This window comes from Streptomyces sp. NPDC058308, from assembly GCF_042880275.1.
Lineage (GTDB): Bacteria > Actinomycetota > Actinomycetes > Streptomycetales > Streptomycetaceae > Streptomyces.
Window position 1 is genome coordinate 197,967 of record NZ_JBHVZA010000002.1, and the last position, 16,586, is coordinate 214,552.

At 74.2% G+C, this 16,586-nt stretch carries 18 protein-coding genes; 11 read left to right on the top strand and 7 right to left on the bottom strand.

Translation table 11 applies throughout. The features are described 5' to 3' along the window. Positions 1 to 18 precede the first annotated feature (18 nt). The gene (locus ACFVYL_RS03485) at positions 19 to 1,281 is read left to right on the top strand and encodes an MFS transporter (protein WP_389712629.1); all 1,263 of its coding nucleotides are present in this window, start codon (positions 19 to 21) and stop codon (positions 1,279 to 1,281) included. 257 nt (positions 1,282 to 1,538) lie between these two features. On the opposite strand, the gene ACFVYL_RS03490 is transcribed toward ACFVYL_RS03485, so the two are convergent. Beyond that, positions 1,539 to 1,904: a cupin domain-containing protein gene (locus ACFVYL_RS03490; RefSeq protein ID WP_389712630.1), complete on the bottom strand. Its 366-nt coding sequence runs from the start codon at positions 1,902 to 1,904 to the stop codon at positions 1,539 to 1,541. A gap of 179 nt (positions 1,905 to 2,083) precedes the next feature. On the opposite strand from ACFVYL_RS03490, the gene ACFVYL_RS03495 reads away from it, so the two are divergent. Beyond that, positions 2,084 to 2,992 carry a pseudouridine-5'-phosphate glycosidase gene (locus ACFVYL_RS03495; RefSeq protein WP_389712631.1) on the top strand — a complete coding sequence of 303 codons (909 nt, stop codon included), beginning with the start codon at positions 2,084 to 2,086 and terminating at the stop codon, positions 2,990 to 2,992. Between the two features lie 26 nt (positions 2,993 to 3,018). Next, a complete protein-coding gene (locus ACFVYL_RS03500; protein WP_389712993.1) occupies positions 3,019 to 3,942 on the top strand; it encodes a carbohydrate kinase family protein in 924 nt (307 codons plus the stop codon). Positions 3,943 to 3,972: 30 nt separating this feature from the next. On the opposite strand, the gene ACFVYL_RS03505 is transcribed toward ACFVYL_RS03500, so the two are convergent. Beyond that, positions 3,973 to 4,821: a methyltransferase domain-containing protein gene (locus tag ACFVYL_RS03505; protein WP_389712632.1), complete on the bottom strand. Its 849-nt coding sequence runs from the start codon at positions 4,819 to 4,821 to the stop codon at positions 3,973 to 3,975. Between the two features lie 146 nt (positions 4,822 to 4,967). On the opposite strand from ACFVYL_RS03505, the gene ACFVYL_RS03510 reads away from it, so the two are divergent. Beyond that, positions 4,968 to 6,113, top strand: a complete 1,146-nt coding sequence (locus tag ACFVYL_RS03510) for a magnesium and cobalt transport protein CorA (RefSeq protein ID WP_389712633.1) — start codon at positions 4,968 to 4,970, stop codon at positions 6,111 to 6,113. Between the two features lie 41 nt (positions 6,114 to 6,154). Here the strand turns inward: ACFVYL_RS03510 and ACFVYL_RS03515 are convergent, their stop codons facing one another. Together ACFVYL_RS03515 and ACFVYL_RS03520 are read right to left on the bottom strand one after the other, a co-directional pair. Beyond that, complete coding sequence (locus tag ACFVYL_RS03515; protein WP_389712634.1) at positions 6,155 to 6,589, bottom strand: CBS domain-containing protein; 435 nt, start codon at positions 6,587 to 6,589, stop codon at positions 6,155 to 6,157. A 160-nt stretch (positions 6,590 to 6,749) separates the two neighbouring features. Beyond that, a complete protein-coding gene (locus ACFVYL_RS03520) occupies positions 6,750 to 7,382 on the bottom strand; it encodes a uridine kinase (protein ID WP_389712635.1) in 633 nt (210 codons plus the stop codon). Between the two features lie 194 nt (positions 7,383 to 7,576). Here ACFVYL_RS03520 and ACFVYL_RS03525 point away from each other — a divergent pair, with 194 nt between their 5' ends. From ACFVYL_RS03525 to ACFVYL_RS03545, 5 genes are all read left to right on the top strand, one after another. After that, the gene (locus ACFVYL_RS03525; protein WP_389712636.1) at positions 7,577 to 8,056 is read left to right on the top strand and encodes a DUF1772 domain-containing protein; all 480 of its coding nucleotides are present in this window, start codon (positions 7,577 to 7,579) and stop codon (positions 8,054 to 8,056) included. Positions 8,057 to 8,161: 105 nt separating this feature from the next. Continuing rightward, the gene (locus ACFVYL_RS03530; protein WP_389712637.1) at positions 8,162 to 9,652 is read left to right on the top strand and encodes a glutamate synthase subunit beta; all 1,491 of its coding nucleotides are present in this window, start codon (positions 8,162 to 8,164) and stop codon (positions 9,650 to 9,652) included. Between the two features lie 230 nt (positions 9,653 to 9,882). Continuing rightward, positions 9,883 to 12,039, top strand: a complete 2,157-nt coding sequence (locus ACFVYL_RS03535) for a PEP/pyruvate-binding domain-containing protein (protein WP_389712638.1) — start codon at positions 9,883 to 9,885, stop codon at positions 12,037 to 12,039. Beyond that, complete coding sequence (locus ACFVYL_RS03540) at positions 12,036 to 13,016, top strand: hypothetical protein (protein ID WP_389712639.1); 981 nt, start codon at positions 12,036 to 12,038, stop codon at positions 13,014 to 13,016. Before ACFVYL_RS03535 ends, ACFVYL_RS03540 begins: the two co-directional genes overlap by 4 nt. A gap of 90 nt (positions 13,017 to 13,106) precedes the next feature. Next, positions 13,107 to 13,817 carry a dual specificity protein phosphatase family protein gene (locus ACFVYL_RS03545; protein WP_389712640.1) on the top strand — a complete coding sequence of 237 codons (711 nt, stop codon included), beginning with the start codon at positions 13,107 to 13,109 and terminating at the stop codon, positions 13,815 to 13,817. A 29-nt stretch (positions 13,818 to 13,846) separates the two neighbouring features. Here the strand turns inward: ACFVYL_RS03545 and ACFVYL_RS03550 are convergent, their stop codons facing one another. Continuing rightward, a complete protein-coding gene (locus tag ACFVYL_RS03550; protein WP_389712641.1) occupies positions 13,847 to 14,167 on the bottom strand; it encodes a DUF397 domain-containing protein in 321 nt (106 codons plus the stop codon). A 2-nt stretch (positions 14,168 to 14,169) separates the two neighbouring features. After that, positions 14,170 to 15,030 carry a helix-turn-helix domain-containing protein gene (locus ACFVYL_RS03555; RefSeq protein WP_389712642.1) on the bottom strand — a complete coding sequence of 287 codons (861 nt, stop codon included), beginning with the start codon at positions 15,028 to 15,030 and terminating at the stop codon, positions 14,170 to 14,172. Positions 15,031 to 15,189: 159 nt separating this feature from the next. Here ACFVYL_RS03555 and ACFVYL_RS03560 point away from each other — a divergent pair, with 159 nt between their 5' ends. Together ACFVYL_RS03560 and ACFVYL_RS03565 are read left to right on the top strand one after the other, a co-directional pair. Then, the gene (locus tag ACFVYL_RS03560; protein ID WP_389712643.1) at positions 15,190 to 15,690 is read left to right on the top strand and encodes an ATP-binding protein; all 501 of its coding nucleotides are present in this window, start codon (positions 15,190 to 15,192) and stop codon (positions 15,688 to 15,690) included. 66 nt (positions 15,691 to 15,756) lie between these two features. Then, positions 15,757 to 16,182, top strand: a complete 426-nt coding sequence (locus ACFVYL_RS03565; protein WP_389712644.1) for a hypothetical protein — start codon at positions 15,757 to 15,759, stop codon at positions 16,180 to 16,182. Between the two features lie 81 nt (positions 16,183 to 16,263). Here the strand turns inward: ACFVYL_RS03565 and ACFVYL_RS03570 are convergent, their stop codons facing one another. Then, a complete protein-coding gene (locus ACFVYL_RS03570) occupies positions 16,264 to 16,443 on the bottom strand; it encodes a hypothetical protein (RefSeq protein ID WP_389712645.1) in 180 nt (59 codons plus the stop codon). Between the last annotated feature and the right edge of the window lie 143 nt (positions 16,444 to 16,586).

Here is a 16,586-nt window from a genome sequence, read left to right on the forward strand (position 1 = left end):
CCCTGGCACACTGCGTCAGTGACTTTGACCGTCGACGCTCCTGACATACCCGCGCCGGAGGCGCTGCCCGCCCTGCGACGCCGTACGAACGCGGTACTGATCGCCAGCCAGATACTGGGCGGGCTCGGGGTACCGATCGGCATCGCCCTGGCCCCGATGCTGGCGACCGACGTGAGCGGGACGGAGGCGCTGTCCGGCCTCGCGCCGACCGCTTCCGTGGCGGGCACGGCCCTGCTCTCGCTGCCGCTCGCCGCGCTCATGAACGCGCGCGGACGGCGGGCGGGGCTCGTCCTCGCCTATGTGATCGGCGCACTCGGCGCGGGGCTCGTCGTGCTCGCCTCGGTCGTCGAGAGCTTCGCCCTGCTGCTGCTCGGCATGGCGGCCTTCGGGGCGGGCTCACTGGCCACGCTGCAGGCGCGGTTCGCCGCGGCCGACCTCGTCGAGCCCGACCGGCGCGGCCGGGCCATCTCGCACGTCATCTGGGCCACGACCCTCGGCTCCGTCCTCGGCCCGAACATCTCCGCGCCGGCCAGCCGCGTCTTCACCGGCACCTCCATCCCCGAGGAGGCCGGCCCCTTCCTCTTCGCCGCCGGGATCTTCGCGGTCGCCGCGCTGGTGGTGGCGGTGCTGCTGCGGCCCGACCCGCTGCTCACCGCCCGCGCGCTGGCCCCGCAGGAGAGCGGGTCCGCGCAGAGCCGCTCGCTGAAGGCCGGTGTCGCCGCGGTCGCCGCCTCGCCGATGGCCCGCCTCGCCCTGGTGACGGTGGCCGCCTCGCACACGGTGATGGTCTCGATCATGGTGATGACCCCGGTCGACCTGGGGCACCACGGCGCGAGCCTGCAACTGGTCGGCCTGGTCATCAGCGGCCACATCGCGGGCATGTACGCGTTCTCCCCGGTCATGGGGTGGCTCGCCGACCGGTTCGGCCGGCTCTCGGTGATCGGCCTCGCGGTGGGGCTGCTGTGCTGCGCCGCGCTGCTCGCCGGCACGGCGGGGGCGAGCCACGGCCGGACGGCCGCGGGTCTCTTCCTGCTGGGCCTCGGCTGGTCCGCGGGCCTGGTCTCCGGGTCCGCGCTGCTCACCGACTCGGTGCCGCAGCCCGCGCGCGCCGCCGTGCAGGGCCTGTCGGACCTGACGATGAACGCGGCGGCGGGCATCGGCGGCGCCGCCGCGGGCCTGATCGTGGCGCGGGCGAGCTACGGCTGGCTCAACCTCGCCGGCGTCTGCGTGCTGCTGCCGATGGCCGCGCTCGCGGTCCGCAGGGCCGTCAGGAAGGCGTGAGCCGGACGTCGGCCGCCCGGCCGGGAACATGACACAGGCGCTCAGAGCCTGTCTTTGAACCCCCGTCGTCCGTGCGAAGCGCGGGCGCAGCGGCGGATTGGGGCCTCCCCTGCTCGAGCGGAGCCGAGAGCTTGGGGAAGCGTGCGATTGGTGTGCGGAGTTCCAGGTCATGTGGCGGAGCCACCTGTCCTGGGGTTCCGTGCGCCGAGCGTGCGTGCCGGGCGTCGGGGCGCAGGCGGGGGTTCAAAGACAGGCTCTCAGGGCAGCGTGATGTGGTACGCCTTGCGCAGCGTCTCGTGGACGGTCCAGGTCGTGCGGTCGCCCTCGCGCAGCACGGCGGCGTCGCCCGGACCGATCTCCAGGGTGTCGCCGCCCTCGACCTCGACGGTGGCGCGGCCGCTGACGACCACGAAGAGCTCGTTGGCCTCGGTGTCGGTGACCACCCCCGGCGTGATCTGCCAGATGCCGCGCAGCTGCTTGCCGTCGGCGGACTCCCAGAGCACCTTGCCGGTCACCACCGGGTCACCGGAGACGATCTGCGCCGGGTCGAGCGGCTCGGCCTCCAGCTCAACGTCCGGAATGTGCACGGCAAAAGACGCAACAGTCTGATCATTCGTGGTCATGGCCGGTCACCCTAGCCGGGGGCCGGGCGGCGCCTCGGCGGGGGTCGGGCGCCGCGGCGGCGGGGGTCGGCGTCCGTCTGCGCGCCCTCAGGGGTTTGGCGGGGCATGCGACCCGCCAGGGATGAGGGGGGCGGGGGCCCGAGAGGACCGAAGAGACCCGACAGGCAGGAGGCAGGCCCGTGCTGGTGGTGTCCGACGAGGTGCAGACGGCTGTCGCGGAGCGACGCCCCGTGGTGGCCCTGGAGTCCACGATCATCGCGCACGGCCTTCCGCGCCCGCGCAACCTCCAGGTGGCCGGGGAACTCGAAGCGCTCGTACGGGAGGAGGGCGCCGTACCCGCGACGATCGCCGTCCTGGACGGGCGCCCCCACGTCGGCCTGGACAAGGAGCAGTTGGACCGGGTCGCGAACGAGGACGGCATCCGCAAGCTGGGCCACCGCGACCTGCCGCTCGCCGTCGCGACGGGCGCGAGTGGGGCGACGACGGTCTCGGCGACGGCACTGCTCGCCGCGCGCGCGGGCGTACGGGTCTTCGCCACGGGCGGACTCGGCGGAGTGCACCGGCAGTGGACGCGGGCGCAGGACGAGTCGGCCGACCTGGGGCTGCTCGCCCGCACCAGGATCACGGTGGTCTGCGCGGGCGTGAAGTCGATACTGGACGTGCCGGCGACGCTGGAGCGCCTGGAGACGCTGGGCGTCGCGGTCGCGGGGTTCGGGACCGACCGCTTCCCCGGCTTCTATCTCGCCGACTCAGGCCACCCGGTGGACTGGACGCTGCGCACACCGGGCGAGGCGGCCGAGGTGATGCGCGGTCAGGACGCGCTCGGCGGGCCGGAGTCGGCGCTGATCGTGGCCAACCCGGTCCCCCGGGACGAGCAGCTCGATCCCGCCCTCCACGCGCGCGTGCTCGCCGAGGCGCTCGAGGAGTGCGCGGAGCGGGGCATCACGGGGCAGGCGATCACACCGTTCCTGCTGGAACAGCTGGTCGGGCGCACCGGGGGCGCGTCCCTTGAGGCCAACCTCGCCGCGGTCCGCGGCAACGCGCGCCTCGCTGGACGGATCGCGTCGGCGTGGGCCGCCGGGCGGTGAGGCCGCGGGGCGAGGGCCCGGCCGGGATTACGGGCGGGCGCCCCGGTGCCCTGCTGGTGGTCGGGGACGTCGTGACGGACATCGTGGCCCGGCACCGTAAGGCGCTCACACCCGGCACCGACACGGCCGCTGCCATCCGTACCGTGCCGGGTGGCGCGGGCGCCAACGTCGCCTGCTGGGCGGCGCACCGGGGCCGGGCGGACGTACGTCTCCTCGGCCGGGTCGGCGCCGACGCGGCGGCGTGGCACGAGGCCGCGCTCACGCGCGCGGGTGTGCGGCCGCGCCTCGTCGTCGATGCCGAGGCGCCGACGGGGATGGTGATCTGCCTGGTGGACGAGGGCGCCGGGGCCGAGCGCACGTTCCTCACGGACAGCGGCGCCGCGCTGCGGCTCTCCCCCGCCGACTTCTCGACCGACCTGCTCGACGGCGTGGCCCTGCTGCACCTGTCCGGCTACCTGTTCTTCACCGAGCCGAGCCGGGCGACCGCCCGTGCCGCACTGGCGGCGGCCCGCGCGCGTGGGGTGCCGGTGACCGTGGATCCCGCGTCCGCGGGGTTCCTCGCGGAGACGGGCGTGGAGCGTTTCCTCTCGGCGGTGGACGGGGTGTCCGTGCTGCTGCCGAGCCGGGACGAGGCGGAGCTGCTCACCGGGCTGGCCGACCCGGCGGACGCGGCGTCGAAGCTGAGTCACCGCTTCCCGGCGGTGGTGGTCAAGCTCGGCGCCGAGGGGGCGCTGGTGGCGCGGGACGGCGAGGTGCTCGGCCGGAGCCTCGCGGAGCCCGCGCGGGTGCGTGACTCGACGGGGGCGGGTGACGCGTTCACGGGCGCGTTCCTCGCCGCGCGGCTGGGCGGCGCGGGGCTCTGCGAGGCGGCTGCGCAGGGGTGCGGGGCGGGGGCGCGGGCCGTGGAGCGGATCGGCGGCAGGCCCCCGGACCCGCCCGCGGCGGCGTGACGCCCGCCCCGGCGCCGCCGCGCACCGGAGCTACGCCTTCCTCCCCCACGTGGAGATCAGGGGCGGAGCCGCCAGGTCCAGGGCGCCCGTCGCCGCGTTCGCCACGTGGTGGTCGATGTCCTCGGACGTGGCGAGGCCCGCCGCGACCAGGTCCGGCCTGAGCTCCTTGAGCGTCGCCGTCTCCAGGTCCGCGCAGGCCGGCGACGTGAGTGGGAAGTACACGTCGGACTCCACCCGGCGCAGGCCCGCCTCGCGCAGCAGCCGGGGCACGCTGCGCCCGTACGCGACGTCCGCCCCGCGCTCCGCGAGGAGCGAGCGCACCGCGTGGCGCAGCCGGTTCGCCAACTCCTGGGCCGGACCGTGCTCGTCGGGGCAGGCCAGCGACAGGAGCGCCAGGTCGGGCTCCTCGATGAGCAGTCTGCCGCCGGGCCGCAGCGCCCTGAGCATCGACGCGAGGGCCTGTTCCCGGTCGGACACGTCGGCGAGGACGAGGCGCGCGTGCACGAGGTCGAAGCCTCCGCCGGGGGGCGGCTCGGTGGCGACGTCGTGGATCCGGACTTCGAGGGGCGAGCGCGCGGCCCGCGTCTGCCATGAAATGTCGATGTCGGTCGCCAGGACCCGGCCGGTCGGGCCGACCCGCTTGGCGAGCCAGGAGATCACGGAGGTGCCGCCCGCCCCGACCTCCCAGCAGCGCCAGCCGGGGCCGATGCCGAGGCGTTCGACGTGCCCGAAGGTCGTGGGGTCGAAGAGGGCGGCGAACGCGTCGGAGCGCGATCGCGCCAGGGACTGCCGGGAGTCGGAGAGCTGCCGGTGGTCGGAGAGCTGGCGGGGCCCGGCGTACTGCCGGGGGTCGAGGAGATGACCGTCGATTTGCGTCATGCCCCGATCATCCCAGTTGTCCCGCTTGCTCCCGGGAGGCAGAACCGGGCAATCCGGAACGGAGTTCTCCGTTCCCCCAGGCCTTGGCGGGGCGTGCGAACCTCCTGGCAGACTGGCACGCCACGTCTTCGGTGCGAGGAGCCCCTATGTCGATGGCAGGCAATCTGCGCAAGGTCACAAGCCTGCGCAAGGTCGGTGGCCTGCGCCGGGTCGGCAGTCTGCGCAAGGTCGCCCGCCTGGGCCGCCGCGACACCCGCGTCGACCTGAGCCATCCGGCCCGCTCCCCACTGGGCTCCTCGGTGGTGAACTGCGTGACGTATCGGGAAGGGGTCCGTCAGCCGTCGCACCCCCACCTGGTCGAGGCGGTGGAGCGGGTCCGCAGGAGCGGCGACGGCTTCGTCTGGCTGGGGCTGCACGAGCCGACACAGGACGAGTTCGCCGACGTCGCCGACCTCTTCGGCCTGCACCCCCTCGCGGTGGAGGACGCGGTCCACGCCCACCAGCGCCCGAAGGTGGAGCGGTACGACCAGACGCTGTTCGCCGTGTTCAAGACCGTCTGCTACGTGGAACACGGCGAACTGACCGCGACCAGCGAGGTGGTGGACACCGGCGAGATCATGGTGTTCCTCGGCCGGGAGTTCGTCATCACCGTCCGGCACGGCCGGCACGGCTCGCTCGGCCCGCTGCGCGAGGAGCTGGAGGCGTCGCCCGAGCAGCTCGCCCAGGGCCCCGCCGCGGTGCTGCACGCCATCGCCGACCAGGTGGTCGACGACTATCTCGCGGCGACGGACGCGGTGCAGTCGGACATCGACCAGGTCGAGACCGAGGTGTTCGCCCCGGACGGCGAGCGGACCGACCCGGGCCGCATCTACCAGCTCAAGCGCGAACTCCTCGAACTGAAGCGGGCGGTGGTGCCGCTCGGCCGCCCGCTCCAGGTGCTCGCCACCCAGCCGATGTGGCTCATCGCCCCGCAGATACAGGCCTATTTCCGGGACGTCGACGACCACTTGAAGCGGACCACCGAACAGATCGCCGCCTTCGACGAGTTGCTGAACTCGATCCTCCAGGCGCACCTTGCGCAGGTGACCGTCGCGCAGAACGAGGACATGCGGAAGATCACCGCATGGGCGGCGGTCGTCGCGGTGCCGACGATGGTCTGCGGGATGTACGGCATGAACTTCGACCACATGCCCGAGCTGCACTGGCAGTTCGGCTATCCGATCGTCATGTCCCTGGTCGCGGCAGCCTGTTTCGCCCTGTACCGCGGCTTCCGGCGCAACGGCTGGCTGTGAGCCGTGAAGGCCTGTGGCCCGGCACGCCCGTAGCGCGAGCCTCAGCCCCGGCCCCGGGCGCCCTTGGCATAGACGCTCTCGACCCACCCGGCGAGCTGGTCGTCGGTGAGATGGGTGGCCAGGTCGGCCTCGCTGATCATGCCGACCAGCCGCTTGTTCTCGATCACCGGCAGCCGGCGGATCTGGTGGCCCTGCATCTCCCGCAGCACCTCGCCGACGTCGGCGTCCGCGTCGATCCAGCGCGGGGTGCCCTTGGCCAGGTCGCCCGCGGTGATGTGCGACGGGTCGTGCCCCATGGCCACACAGCCGACGACGATGTCGCGGTCGGTGAGGATGCCGCAGAGCCGTTCGTTCTCGTCGCTGATGGGCAGCGCGCCCACGTCGAGTTCGCGCATCAGCTGGGCGGCGCGGTCCAGGGTCTCGTGCTTGGGGATCCACTGGGCACCCCGGTGCATGATGTCTCCGGCGGTGGTCATCACTACCTCCCGTGGCCGGGCAGTGTCCGGAACGGCGCGGAGGCGCCGCTGGTCCCGGCGCCCCTCATTCTCGCGGCGCCCGCGACGGCACGCATCCGGAAGGCCGCTCCCGACTGTGGCGGGGCGCAGGCGGCGGGGCGCAGGTGGCGCGGAGCAGGGCTCAGCCGCTCCACGCCGGGTGGCGCGGGTCGTCCGCCCGCACCACCACGTCCGCCACGGCCGCGGGATCCACCTCGTCCTCGTAGCGCTCGAACGCCGGCAGGGTCCACCGCTCGCCGTCCGGTGTGCGCCGCCGCAGGGCGCCCGGTGAGAGCCGCACGTGCACGGTCAGGTCGAAAGGGAACCAGTGGCCGAGGAGCAGCGGGCCGTGCAGCAGCAGCGCTCCGCCGGGCGGCAGCTCGACGTACGGGCTGCGGGTCGCGCGGTCGGCCACCGGGTCCCACAGGTCGGGCAGGACCCTCCCCGTGCCGCCGGGGTCGAGCGGCCCGAGGACCTCGCGCCACAGCGCGCCCGTGTCGAACCACCCGCTGTAGTACGCCTCCACGTCCTCGCGGCCGTACTCGAGCCGCAGCGAAGCGGGCCGCAGGAACCCCTCCGTACCGATCACGAGCGCGTCGCGTCCCCGCAGGCGCAGGGCGTCCCCCACCCGGCGCGCCAGCTCGCCGGTGCCGCCGGCCGGCGCCCCGTCGAAGGCCACCCGCGGCCAGGCGCCGCCGTCGCCCGGCTTCAGGTCGAGCAGGCGGTCGGCGAGGGTGTCGGCCAGCCGTTCCCAGGTGATCGGTTCGAGTCGCACGGACCCATGATGCCGGGTGGCGGCCGCGGGCCGAGACGGCGGCGCAGGGGAGGGCGAGCGTCGCGGATGGCTGTCACGGGCCGGTGCGAATTGACTTGTGGTGAGGCGGCGGGGCGCTGCACGATCTATCGCTCGCGGCCCGCTGTCCGCCGCAGCTGTCCGCCACAACCGGCTCAGCCCTCACGGGAGTTGTCATGATCGACGGTCCGTACTTCGTGCTCACCGTGCTCGGGGCGCTGGCCTGCGGCCTCGTCGCCGGGGTGTTCGCCGCGTTCTCGGCCTTCGTCATGAAGGGCCTGGCGGCGCTGCCTCCGGCCCAGGGCATCGCCGCGATGAACCGGATCAACGTCGCGGCGGTCACCCCGGCGTTCATGGCCGTGTTCCTCGGGGCGACGGGGCTCTGTGCGGTGCTCGCCGTGGTGACGTTCGTGCTCTGGCCGCAGGAGGGCACCGCCGAGCTGCTGGTCGGCAGCGCGCTGTATCTCGTCGGCTCGTTCGGGGTGACCGTCGTGGCGAACGTGCCGCGCAACGACGACCTCGCCAAGGTCGATCCGGACAGTGCGGAGGGCGCCGCGTACTGGAATGCGTACGTGCGCCAGTGGACCGCGTGGAACCACGTCCGCGGTGTCGCCTCGCTCGCCGCGACGGCATGCTTCATCCTCGGGCTGACCTGAGCCGACGCCCTCGGGCCGACCCGAGCCCGCCCGCCCCGGGTGCCGGGCGCCGAAACCCGACGTATGGTGACAAAAAGCCTGCGCACGGTCGCAAGGGAGACGGCGATGGCCGACCCCAAGGGCTTCCTCACCACCCCCCGGCAGGACTGGCCGCGCCGCCCCGTCGAGGAGCGGGTACGGGACTGGGACGAGGTGTACGTCCCCGACGCGCTGCTGCCGCTCGCCGAACGGCAGGCGGACCGCTGCATGGACTGCGGGGTCCCGTTCTGCCACGAGGCGTGCCCACTCGGCAATCTGATCCCCGAGTGGAACGAGCTCGTCTCGCGCGCCGACTGGCACGCGGCGGCGGACCGGCTGCACGCCACGAACAACTTCCCGGAGTTCACCGGCCGGCTCTGCCCCGCTCCCTGCGAGGCGGGCTGCGTCCTCGCCATCAACCAGCCCGCCGTGACGATCAAGAACGTCGAGGCCGCCGTCGCCGACCGCATCTGGGCCGACGGCCTCGCCCCGCCGCGGGCCCCGGAGCGCCACTCCGGCAAGAGCGTCGCCGTCGTCGGCTCCGGGCCCGCGGGCCTCGCCGCCGCGCAGCAGCTGACCCGCGCGGGACACACCGTCGCGGTGTACGAGCGGGCGGACCGGCCGGGCGGACTGCTGCGGTACGGGATCCCCGCCTTCAAGATGGAGAAGCACCATCTGGAGCGCAGGCTCGGCCAGTTGACCGCGGAAGGCGTGCGCTTTTGCACGTCGACGGAGGTGGGCCGGGACGTGGGAGCGGCTCAGGTGCGGGCCCGCCACGACGCGGTGGTGCTCGCCGTCGGGGCCACGGCGTGGCGGGAGCTGGACGTGCCGGGGCGGGAGTTGGCCGGCATCGAGCAGGCCATGGCGTATCTGCCGCTCGCCAACCGGGTGTGCGCGGGGGATCTCGACGTCTCGCCGCTGAGCGCCGCGGGCCGGCACGTCGTCATCGTGGGCGGCGGCGACACGGGGGCCGACTGCCTGGGCACGGCGGTCCGCGAAGGGGCGGCGTCCGTCACCCAGCTGGACATCTACGCGCGCCCCGGCGAGGCGCGCGACGAGACGGCGGAGCCGTGGCCGACGTACCCGAAGATCTACCGGCTCACCCCGGCGCACGAGGAGGCCGGGCAGCTGCGGACCGCGCCCGCCGCGGACGCCGACGCACGGCTGTTCGCGGCGTCCACGCTCCGGTTCGGCGGCGACGCGGCGGGACGCGTGAGGGCGCTGCACCTGACGGAGGTCGATGCGGGGCGGCGCCCGGTGCACGGCACGGAACGGATACTTCCGGTCGACCTGGTGCTGCTCGCGCTCGGCTTCTCCGGGCCCGAGCGCCCGCCGGGCGGCCTGCTCGACCAGCTCGGCCTCGATCTCGACGGGCGGGGCGCGCTCGGCCGCGACGCGCGCTTCGCGACGGACACCCCCGGTGTCTTCGCGGCCGGCGACGCCGCGCGCGGCCAGTCGCTCGTCGTCTGGGCCATCGCGGAGGGCCGCGCGTGCGCCGCGGCGGTGGACCGCTGGCTGACCGGCTCCACCCAGCTCCCGTGCCCGATCTCGCCGCACGACCGCCCCATGACGCTGTGACGTCGAGGCGTCACGGTGGACACTCCCCCGTGGCCGGAATGAGAACGCCAACTCACCTGCGTACTACGGGAATACGCACGTCGATGGGATCGTTGGCGGAGATGGCGTGTCACCTGCCGAACCGAACCACGGCCCCGCGGGCGCCCCGCCGAGATCCTTCGTTCCGCCGTCAGGCGCAGGGCCACCCCCGCGCGTCCCCCCTGTAGGCGGCCGGTCCTGGAGGGTGCCCGATGACGACGTTGCATGAACACCCCTCATCCCGCGCCATGCCCCCCGCGCCCGCCCCGCTGCACCTGGACGACCCACGGGCCGCGCTCCCCCACGTCGCCGGCTCCAAGGCCGCGCACCTCGCCCGGGCCACCCGCGCCGGGCTCCCCGTCCTGCCCGGATTCGTCATCCCGTCCGGCTTCACCGCCACCGGCGAGGACGACGCGCTGCGCCGGGCCTGGGGCGAGCTGTCCGCCGAGGGCGCCCTCGCCCTGGTCGTGCGGTCGTCGTCCCCGCAGGAGGACACCCAGGAGTCGTCCCTGGCGGGGCAGTTCGCGTCCGTGCTCGACGTACGGGGCTGGGCGGACTTCCGTACGGCGGTACGCACCGTCCTCGACTCCGCGCGCGGGCCCGACGGCACGACCGCCCCGATGGCCGTCCTCGTCCAGCCGATGCTCGCCGCGCGCGTCGGCGGCGTGCTGTTCGGCGCCGACCCCGTCGAGGGGCGGGCCGACCGGATGCTGGTGAGCGCGGTGCGGGGCGGCCCCGACACGCTCGTCAGCGGCGAACAGCCCGGCACCAACCACACGTTGAGCCGCCGCGGGCGCGTCCTGCGCACCGAGCCGCCCGGCGCCGAGCAGGTCCTGACGGCGGCCGAGCTGCACCGCCTGGCCCGGCTCGCCCGGCGCGCCCGCAAGGTGTTCGGCGGGCCGCAGGACGTCGAGTTCGGGTTCGACGGGGCCGGCGGACGCCTGTGGCTGTTCCAGAGCCGCCCCATCACGGCCATGGCCGCCCGGCCGCGGCGCGGCGCCCGGCTCCTCGGCCCCGGCCCCGTGGCCGAGACGTTGCCCGGCCGGCTACAGCCGCTGGAGGAGGACTTGTGGATCACCCCGATGGCCCGCGGGCTCGCCGCCGCGCTCGACATCGGGGGCGCCGCACCGCGCCGCGTGCTGCGCAGGACGCCGGTGGTCACCGTGGTCGGCGGATACGCGGCGGCGGATCTGCGGCTGCTCGGCGCCGCAGCGCCACCGCACCCCTGGCTCGCGCTGCTCAATCCGGCGCCGAGCGCCCGCAGGCTCGCCGCGGCGTGGCGGATGGGGCGGCTGACCGCGGCCCTGCCGGGCCTCGCGCTCGACCTCGCCGCGGACGTCGACCGCCGCCTCACCGAGACGCCCGCCCCCACCGGGCTCTCCGCGCCCGCCCTCGCCACGACGCTCCGCTGGACCCGCGCCGCCCTCGTCTCCCTGCACGCCCAGGAGGCCCTGTGCGGGGCGCTGCTCCCGGACCCCGGGACCGTCACCGCGGCCGGCTCGGCGCTGGCCGCGCTCGCCCGCGGCCGGGCCGCGGGCCTGTCCGACGAGCGGGTCGTGGCGACGGACCCGGTGGTGCTCGCACTGCTTGTGCCCAGCCTCCACGAGGACGTGCGCCTGCCCGAGGCGGTCACGGCGCACGGCACGCCACCGCCCGCCACGACCGGCGCGCTGGGGCCGCGTGAGGCGCTGCGGCTGCGGATCCGCTGGACGCAGGAGCTGCAGGTACGGCTGGTCCGCGAGGCCGCGCGACGGCTCGTGGAGCAGGGCGCGCCGCTCGGCGACGCGGGCCGGATCGGGCTGCTGCGCTGGGACGAGCTGATGGGCGCGCTGGCCGGCCTGCCGCTCCCCGGTGACGTGGGGGAACGGCTGCCGCGGTCCGCGTCCGCGCCGCTGCCGGACGCGTTCCGGCTCGCGGAGGGCGGCACGGGGAGCGGCGCCGATGGCGGCACGGTGGTGGCCGAACGGCCGCCGCGCCGCCGCCGTTCAGCCAAGGGGGCCACAGGCGGCGAGGCGGCCGCCGGGTGCGGCGGCCGGGGCGTGTCCGGCGGCCGGGCGTCCGGCACCGCGTGGGACGGCACCGGCGTACGGCCCCCGGACGCCGTCCTCGTCGTCCGCACCCTCGACCCCGCACTCGCGCCCCTGCTGCCCGAACTCGCGGGCCTGATAGCACAGACCGGCAGCCCGCTGTCCCATCTGGCGCTGCTGGCAAGGGAGTTCGCCCTCCCCACCGTGGTCGGCGCCACGGACGCGGTACGGCGCATCCCGCCCGGCAGCCGCCTCACCCTCGACGGCACGACGGGCGACGTACGCCTGGCGGACGTCCCGCTGCCCGATGCGTCCGGGACCGGGCCCGAGGTGGCGCGATGAGGCGGCTCGTCTACCTCTTCGGCGGAGCGGCCGCCGCGGGCGCCGCCGTCTATCTGGTCGTCTACCTGTACCGCTGGCAGTGGCAACGGGCCATCCTGTGCGGGGTGCTGCTCCTGGTCGTCGAGGTACTGCTGCTCGGCGTGACCCTGCTCGGGCGCCTGTCGCGCCTGGAGGAGCGCATCGAGGCCCGGCCGTACGACAGCCGCCCGTACGACAGCCGCCCCCGCGAGCCCGGCGCCGACGAGGCGGACCGGCAGCCGCGGCAGGACCTCCTCGTGCGCCTGCGCCAGGACCCGGCCGGGGAGGGGGGCGGGCAGGCGGGCGGCGCCCGGTTCCGCTGGCTGGACGACCCGGGCAGCCGTACGTATGTCTTCGTGCCGGTGCTCATGGTGGCCGGGGTGCTCCTGTCGGGGCTGGCCTGGCTCGTGCAGCGGCTCGCCGCCGCGACCGCGCGGCCCGTCGCCGAACGGCGGCTCGCGGGGCGGCTCGCCGTTCTCGCGGCCCCGCCTCCCGGCACGGGGATCGAGGACCTGCCTCCGGTGCCCGGCGGCGACCGGCGCCGCACGGTCAGGGTCCTCGCCGTCGCCACCGTCGGCGCCGCGCTGCTCGCCGGGCTCGTCGTGGGCCTCGCCGAGCTCACCCAGACCCGCGAGGGCCATGCCGACGAGTCGGCGGCGACGTCCGTGCTCCTGCGCGTCCGGATGCGCGGCGGCGACGCCACGCCCGAGCGCCGCACCCTGGCCGCACACCAACTCTGGGAACGCTGCCGGGACTCCACCTCCGCCCCGCTGCGCCACGCGGCGCTCGGCACCCTGGACGACGACCTTTACGCGGGCGTCGTACGCCCCGCCCTCACCGACCACGACCGCATGCGGCTGCGCGGCTGCCTGGAGGACACGGAACTGGACAAGGCGCACCTGACGGTCCTCGGCATCGGCGACACCGACGCCGATGACGACGACCCCGCCGACAGCTGATCCCGCACCGCCGCGGCGGATCTTCAACTCCCTTTTACCCGGGGCCCGTTACGCTACGAGTACACCCGCCTCCTACCCCCGGGTCTCCCCATGGCTGCATTCCCCACCGCTCCGCCGCCCGCTCCCCCACCGCCGCTCCGGCGCCGTCTGCGCCGCATCTGTTGGCGCGTCCTCGCCGGGTGCGCGCTCGGGTATCTCGCGCTCTGGGCCACCGGGTCCCTCGGGATCCTCGCGCTCTCCGACTGGGCGCGGAGCACCGGCGCCCAGCCGCGCGGCTCGATCCGGGCGGAGGGGATCCACCACTTCCGGCCGGTGGACTCCGGCGGGAGGCTGTGGCGCGGGGCCGTGCCCTCGACCAAGGGGTACCGCAGCCTCGCGCGCCTGCACTTCACGACCGTCGTCGACCTGCGCGCCGAGGACCTGACCCCGGCGCAGCGCGACCAGCCGCGCCGGGCGGGACTGCGCGTCGTACGGCTGCCGATCCGGGACGGACAGACCCCGGAGCCCGCCCAGGTCGGGCGCTTCCTGCGGGTCGTGCGCACGGCGCCGGGGCCGGTGTTCGTGCACTGCGGCGCGGGCGTGGGGCGTACGGGGACGATGGCAGCGGCCTATCTCGTCCGTACGGGTGAGGACTCGTCGAGGGAGGCCGCGCTGCGCAACCTCGCGGTCGGCCCGCCCTCGGTCGAGCAGATCTACTACGCGCTGCGCCTCGACCGCGACCAGGTGCACCGGCCCCCGCTGCCGGTGATCGCGCTCAGCCGCCTCGTGGACGCGCCGCGCAGGATGTGGTCCTGGGTGTGAGCGGGACGTGACCTCGGCCGCAGGAGGGGTCAGGACAGCAGGAAGTCCGCCTCGCCCGCTTTCGCCCCCTGGATGAACGCGGTGATCTCACTACGCGTGTAGATGAGCGCGGGGCCGTCGGGGTCGGTGGACTGGCGCACGGCGACGCGGCCGTCGGCCAGCTTCATGGCCTCCAGACAGTTGCCGCCGTTGCCGCCGCTCCACGGCTTGTACCAGCCTTCGGTGCCGAGGTCGCGGGCGGGCATGCCGTTGTAGATCCGGGATTCCGTACGGGCCTCGCCCCGCGAGTCGGCGCGGCCGCCCGGTGAACGCGGACCGGCAGGGCGCGTTCCGGCTCGATGTCGGTCCATTGTCACTGCTCCTTGCGGAGGTCCCGCAGGATCTCCTTCGTGCGTTGTGCGGTGGCGGCCTGCGCCGCCATGCGGTCCATGACCTCCAGGTGAGTGGCCACCTCTTTGCGCGCGTCCAGGTAGACGGCGCCGGTCAGGTACTCGCTGTAGACCATGTCGGGCAGTTCCGCCATGGCGAAGCGGAAGAGCACGAACGGCCCGTACGTCCCGGGGTGCGGGCCCGCCGCGAAGGTCGCGATCTGCAGGGTGACGTGGGGCATTTCGGCCGTTTCGAGCAGCCGGTCGATCTGATCCCGCATCACCTGGGCGTCACCCACGGGCCTGCGCAGAGCGGTCTCGTCCATCACCACCCACAGCCGGGGCGCGTCCTCACGGGTGAGCAGCGACTGGCGCTCCATGCGCAGCGCCACGTACCGCTCGATGTCGGCGGGCCGGGTCTGGCCGATGGCGCCGGAGTGCATCACGCCGCGCGCGTACTCCTCGGTCTGCAGGAGCCCCGGTACGAAGTGGGGCTCGTACGACCTGATGAGGCTTGCGGCGCCCTCCAGGCTGACGTACATGCTGAACCAGCCCGGCAGGATGTCGTGGAACCGCTGCCACCAGCCAGGCCTGTTGGCCTCCTCGGCGAGCGTCACGAAGGCCTCGGCCTCGTCGTCCGCGACGCCGTAGGACTTCAGGAGCAGCTGGAGGTACGGGATCTTCAGCGCGACCTCGGCCGTCTCCATGCGCCGGACGGTGGCGGGGGCGACACGCAGGATCTTCGCGGCCTCCTCGCGCTTCAGGCCCGCGCTCTCACGCAGGTCCTGCAGGCGACGACCGAGAACGACCTGGCCGACGGTCGGCGCGGACCGCGGTTCGCTCACGTCTGCTACCTCCACCTGACTGGCGCGTTGCCTCGACCCACACCGCACCGCGAGCCGTAGCGAGCAGTGTGCCATGCGCCGTCACGGAGGAACACGCCACTGTGCACATTTCAGAGTGGCCCTTGCCAAGGTGTTCTGGGCGGGGCGATAGTGGAGAGCGTGACTCCGCCCGCGCCGTTACGAACCGAAGCCACCGAAGGCCGTCCTGGCGATCTCGCCGAGGCGTGGCCCGAGGACGCCGAGGTCTGCGTCAGTTTCGCCCTCGCACCACGTCCCGGCTCCGTCGCACAGGCCAGACGCCTGATGCTGGAACAGTTGGACGGGTGGGCGGTGCGCGACGACGACGCCTGCGACGCGGCGGCGCTCGTACTCTCCGAATTGGTCACCAACGCCGTGGTGCACACCGCGAGCAGGCGGATCATCTGCGAGCTCTGCGCAGATCCGGAGAAGCTGCGGATAGCCGTACGTGACGAAGGACGCGGGTCAGGCATGCCGCGTCCGGTGCACAGGGGGGCCGATGAGGAGCACGGGAGGGGACTGCTCCTTGTCGATGCGGTGAGCAGCGCGTGGGGCGTCCACGACGCAGGGCCCGGTATCGGGCTCACGGTGTGGGCGGAGTTGCCGAGGGAGACGTCGGTGTCGACGCCGGCGTGTGCGTAGAACGGAACGAACGAACGTGGCAGTGATGCGGGCGGGGGGCATGTGAGCGCGGGTACGGTACGGCCGTTGGACCTGAACACCTTGGTGCGTCTGTCGCGGCAACGACAGCGCACCGGACGGCCGTCACCGACCTCACCACTCCCGCGGCTCGATCTGCCCGAGGGCATGACCGAGCCGCTCGGCTGCGACGCGGTGGCGGTGCCCGCGGCCTTCGGGCCCCGGGTGATGGCACGGCTGCCCCGGGTCGGCTGCGTGTACGAGGACGAGGCGCGCTGGTGGTGGATCGTGCCCGCGGACTCCGACGTCGCCATGGAGTGGCCCGCTCCGGTCGCCTATTCGGCGGGAGCGGTGGTGCGGGACGCCGACTGTCGTCCGGTGCTGATCAACCGCCCTCCGGACGACGTTCCCTATACTCCGCCGATTCCGCTGTACCTGGCGCTGTGCCGGGTCACGGGGACCACTCCGGAGTGGTCCCGGGCCCTCAGCGCGTAGGCGCTCCGCGGGGGTGTGGGGGCTGGGCGCGCAGTTCCCCGCGCCCCTGGAGGGCCCTGGCGGGCCCTCAGGGGTGGCTCCTCATGCTGCGGTTGGCACGAGAGCGGGGATCGTCACCAAGAAGGTGTCCGAGGCCAAGTCCATGACCACCTCCGCGTCCTGACCCTCCTGGCGGCGGGCCCGCGCGAACTCCTCCGCGGGCCACGATCCGCGCGGCCCGCCCGCGGGAAAACGTTCCAGTACCGTTCGTCCGTTCATCATCGTCCCTGTCCCCCGTGTCGTTCCGTACGCAGTCCGAAGACTCTGTACCGAGGAGAACGCTCGGGACGGGCCTCAGGGATCGCAACGTGACCGAACTGAAACGGAGTTGGGGGATATCCCAGGGTTCTCCCCGGGGGGTGAGG

What these genes read in the sequence shown, in the direction of transcription:
- ACFVYL_RS03490 (WP_389712630.1), bottom strand. Translation starts at nt 1,904, where the DNA reads ATGACCACGAATGATCAGACTGTTGCGTCTTTTGCCGTGCACATTCCG.
- ACFVYL_RS03505 (WP_389712632.1), bottom strand. Translation starts at nt 4,821, where the DNA reads ATGACGCAAATCGACGGTCATCTCCTCGACCCCCGGCAGTACGCCGGG.
- ACFVYL_RS03510 (WP_389712633.1), top strand. Translation starts at nt 4,968, where the DNA reads ATGTCGATGGCAGGCAATCTGCGCAAGGTCACAAGCCTGCGCAAGGTC.
- ACFVYL_RS03515 (WP_389712634.1), bottom strand. Translation starts at nt 6,589, where the DNA reads ATGACCACCGCCGGAGACATCATGCACCGGGGTGCCCAGTGGATCCCC.
- ACFVYL_RS03525 (WP_389712636.1), top strand. Translation starts at nt 7,577, where the DNA reads ATGATCGACGGTCCGTACTTCGTGCTCACCGTGCTCGGGGCGCTGGCC.
- ACFVYL_RS03530 (WP_389712637.1), top strand. Translation starts at nt 8,162, where the DNA reads ATGGCCGACCCCAAGGGCTTCCTCACCACCCCCCGGCAGGACTGGCCG.
- ACFVYL_RS03535 (WP_389712638.1), top strand. Translation starts at nt 9,883, where the DNA reads ATGACGACGTTGCATGAACACCCCTCATCCCGCGCCATGCCCCCCGCG.
- ACFVYL_RS03540 (WP_389712639.1), top strand. Translation starts at nt 12,036, where the DNA reads ATGAGGCGGCTCGTCTACCTCTTCGGCGGAGCGGCCGCCGCGGGCGCC.
- ACFVYL_RS03545 (WP_389712640.1), top strand. Translation starts at nt 13,107, where the DNA reads ATGGCTGCATTCCCCACCGCTCCGCCGCCCGCTCCCCCACCGCCGCTC.
- ACFVYL_RS03550 (WP_389712641.1), bottom strand. Translation starts at nt 14,167, where the DNA reads ATGGACCGACATCGAGCCGGAACGCGCCCTGCCGGTCCGCGTTCACCG.
- ACFVYL_RS03570 (WP_389712645.1), bottom strand. Translation starts at nt 16,443, where the DNA reads ATGATGAACGGACGAACGGTACTGGAACGTTTTCCCGCGGGCGGGCCG.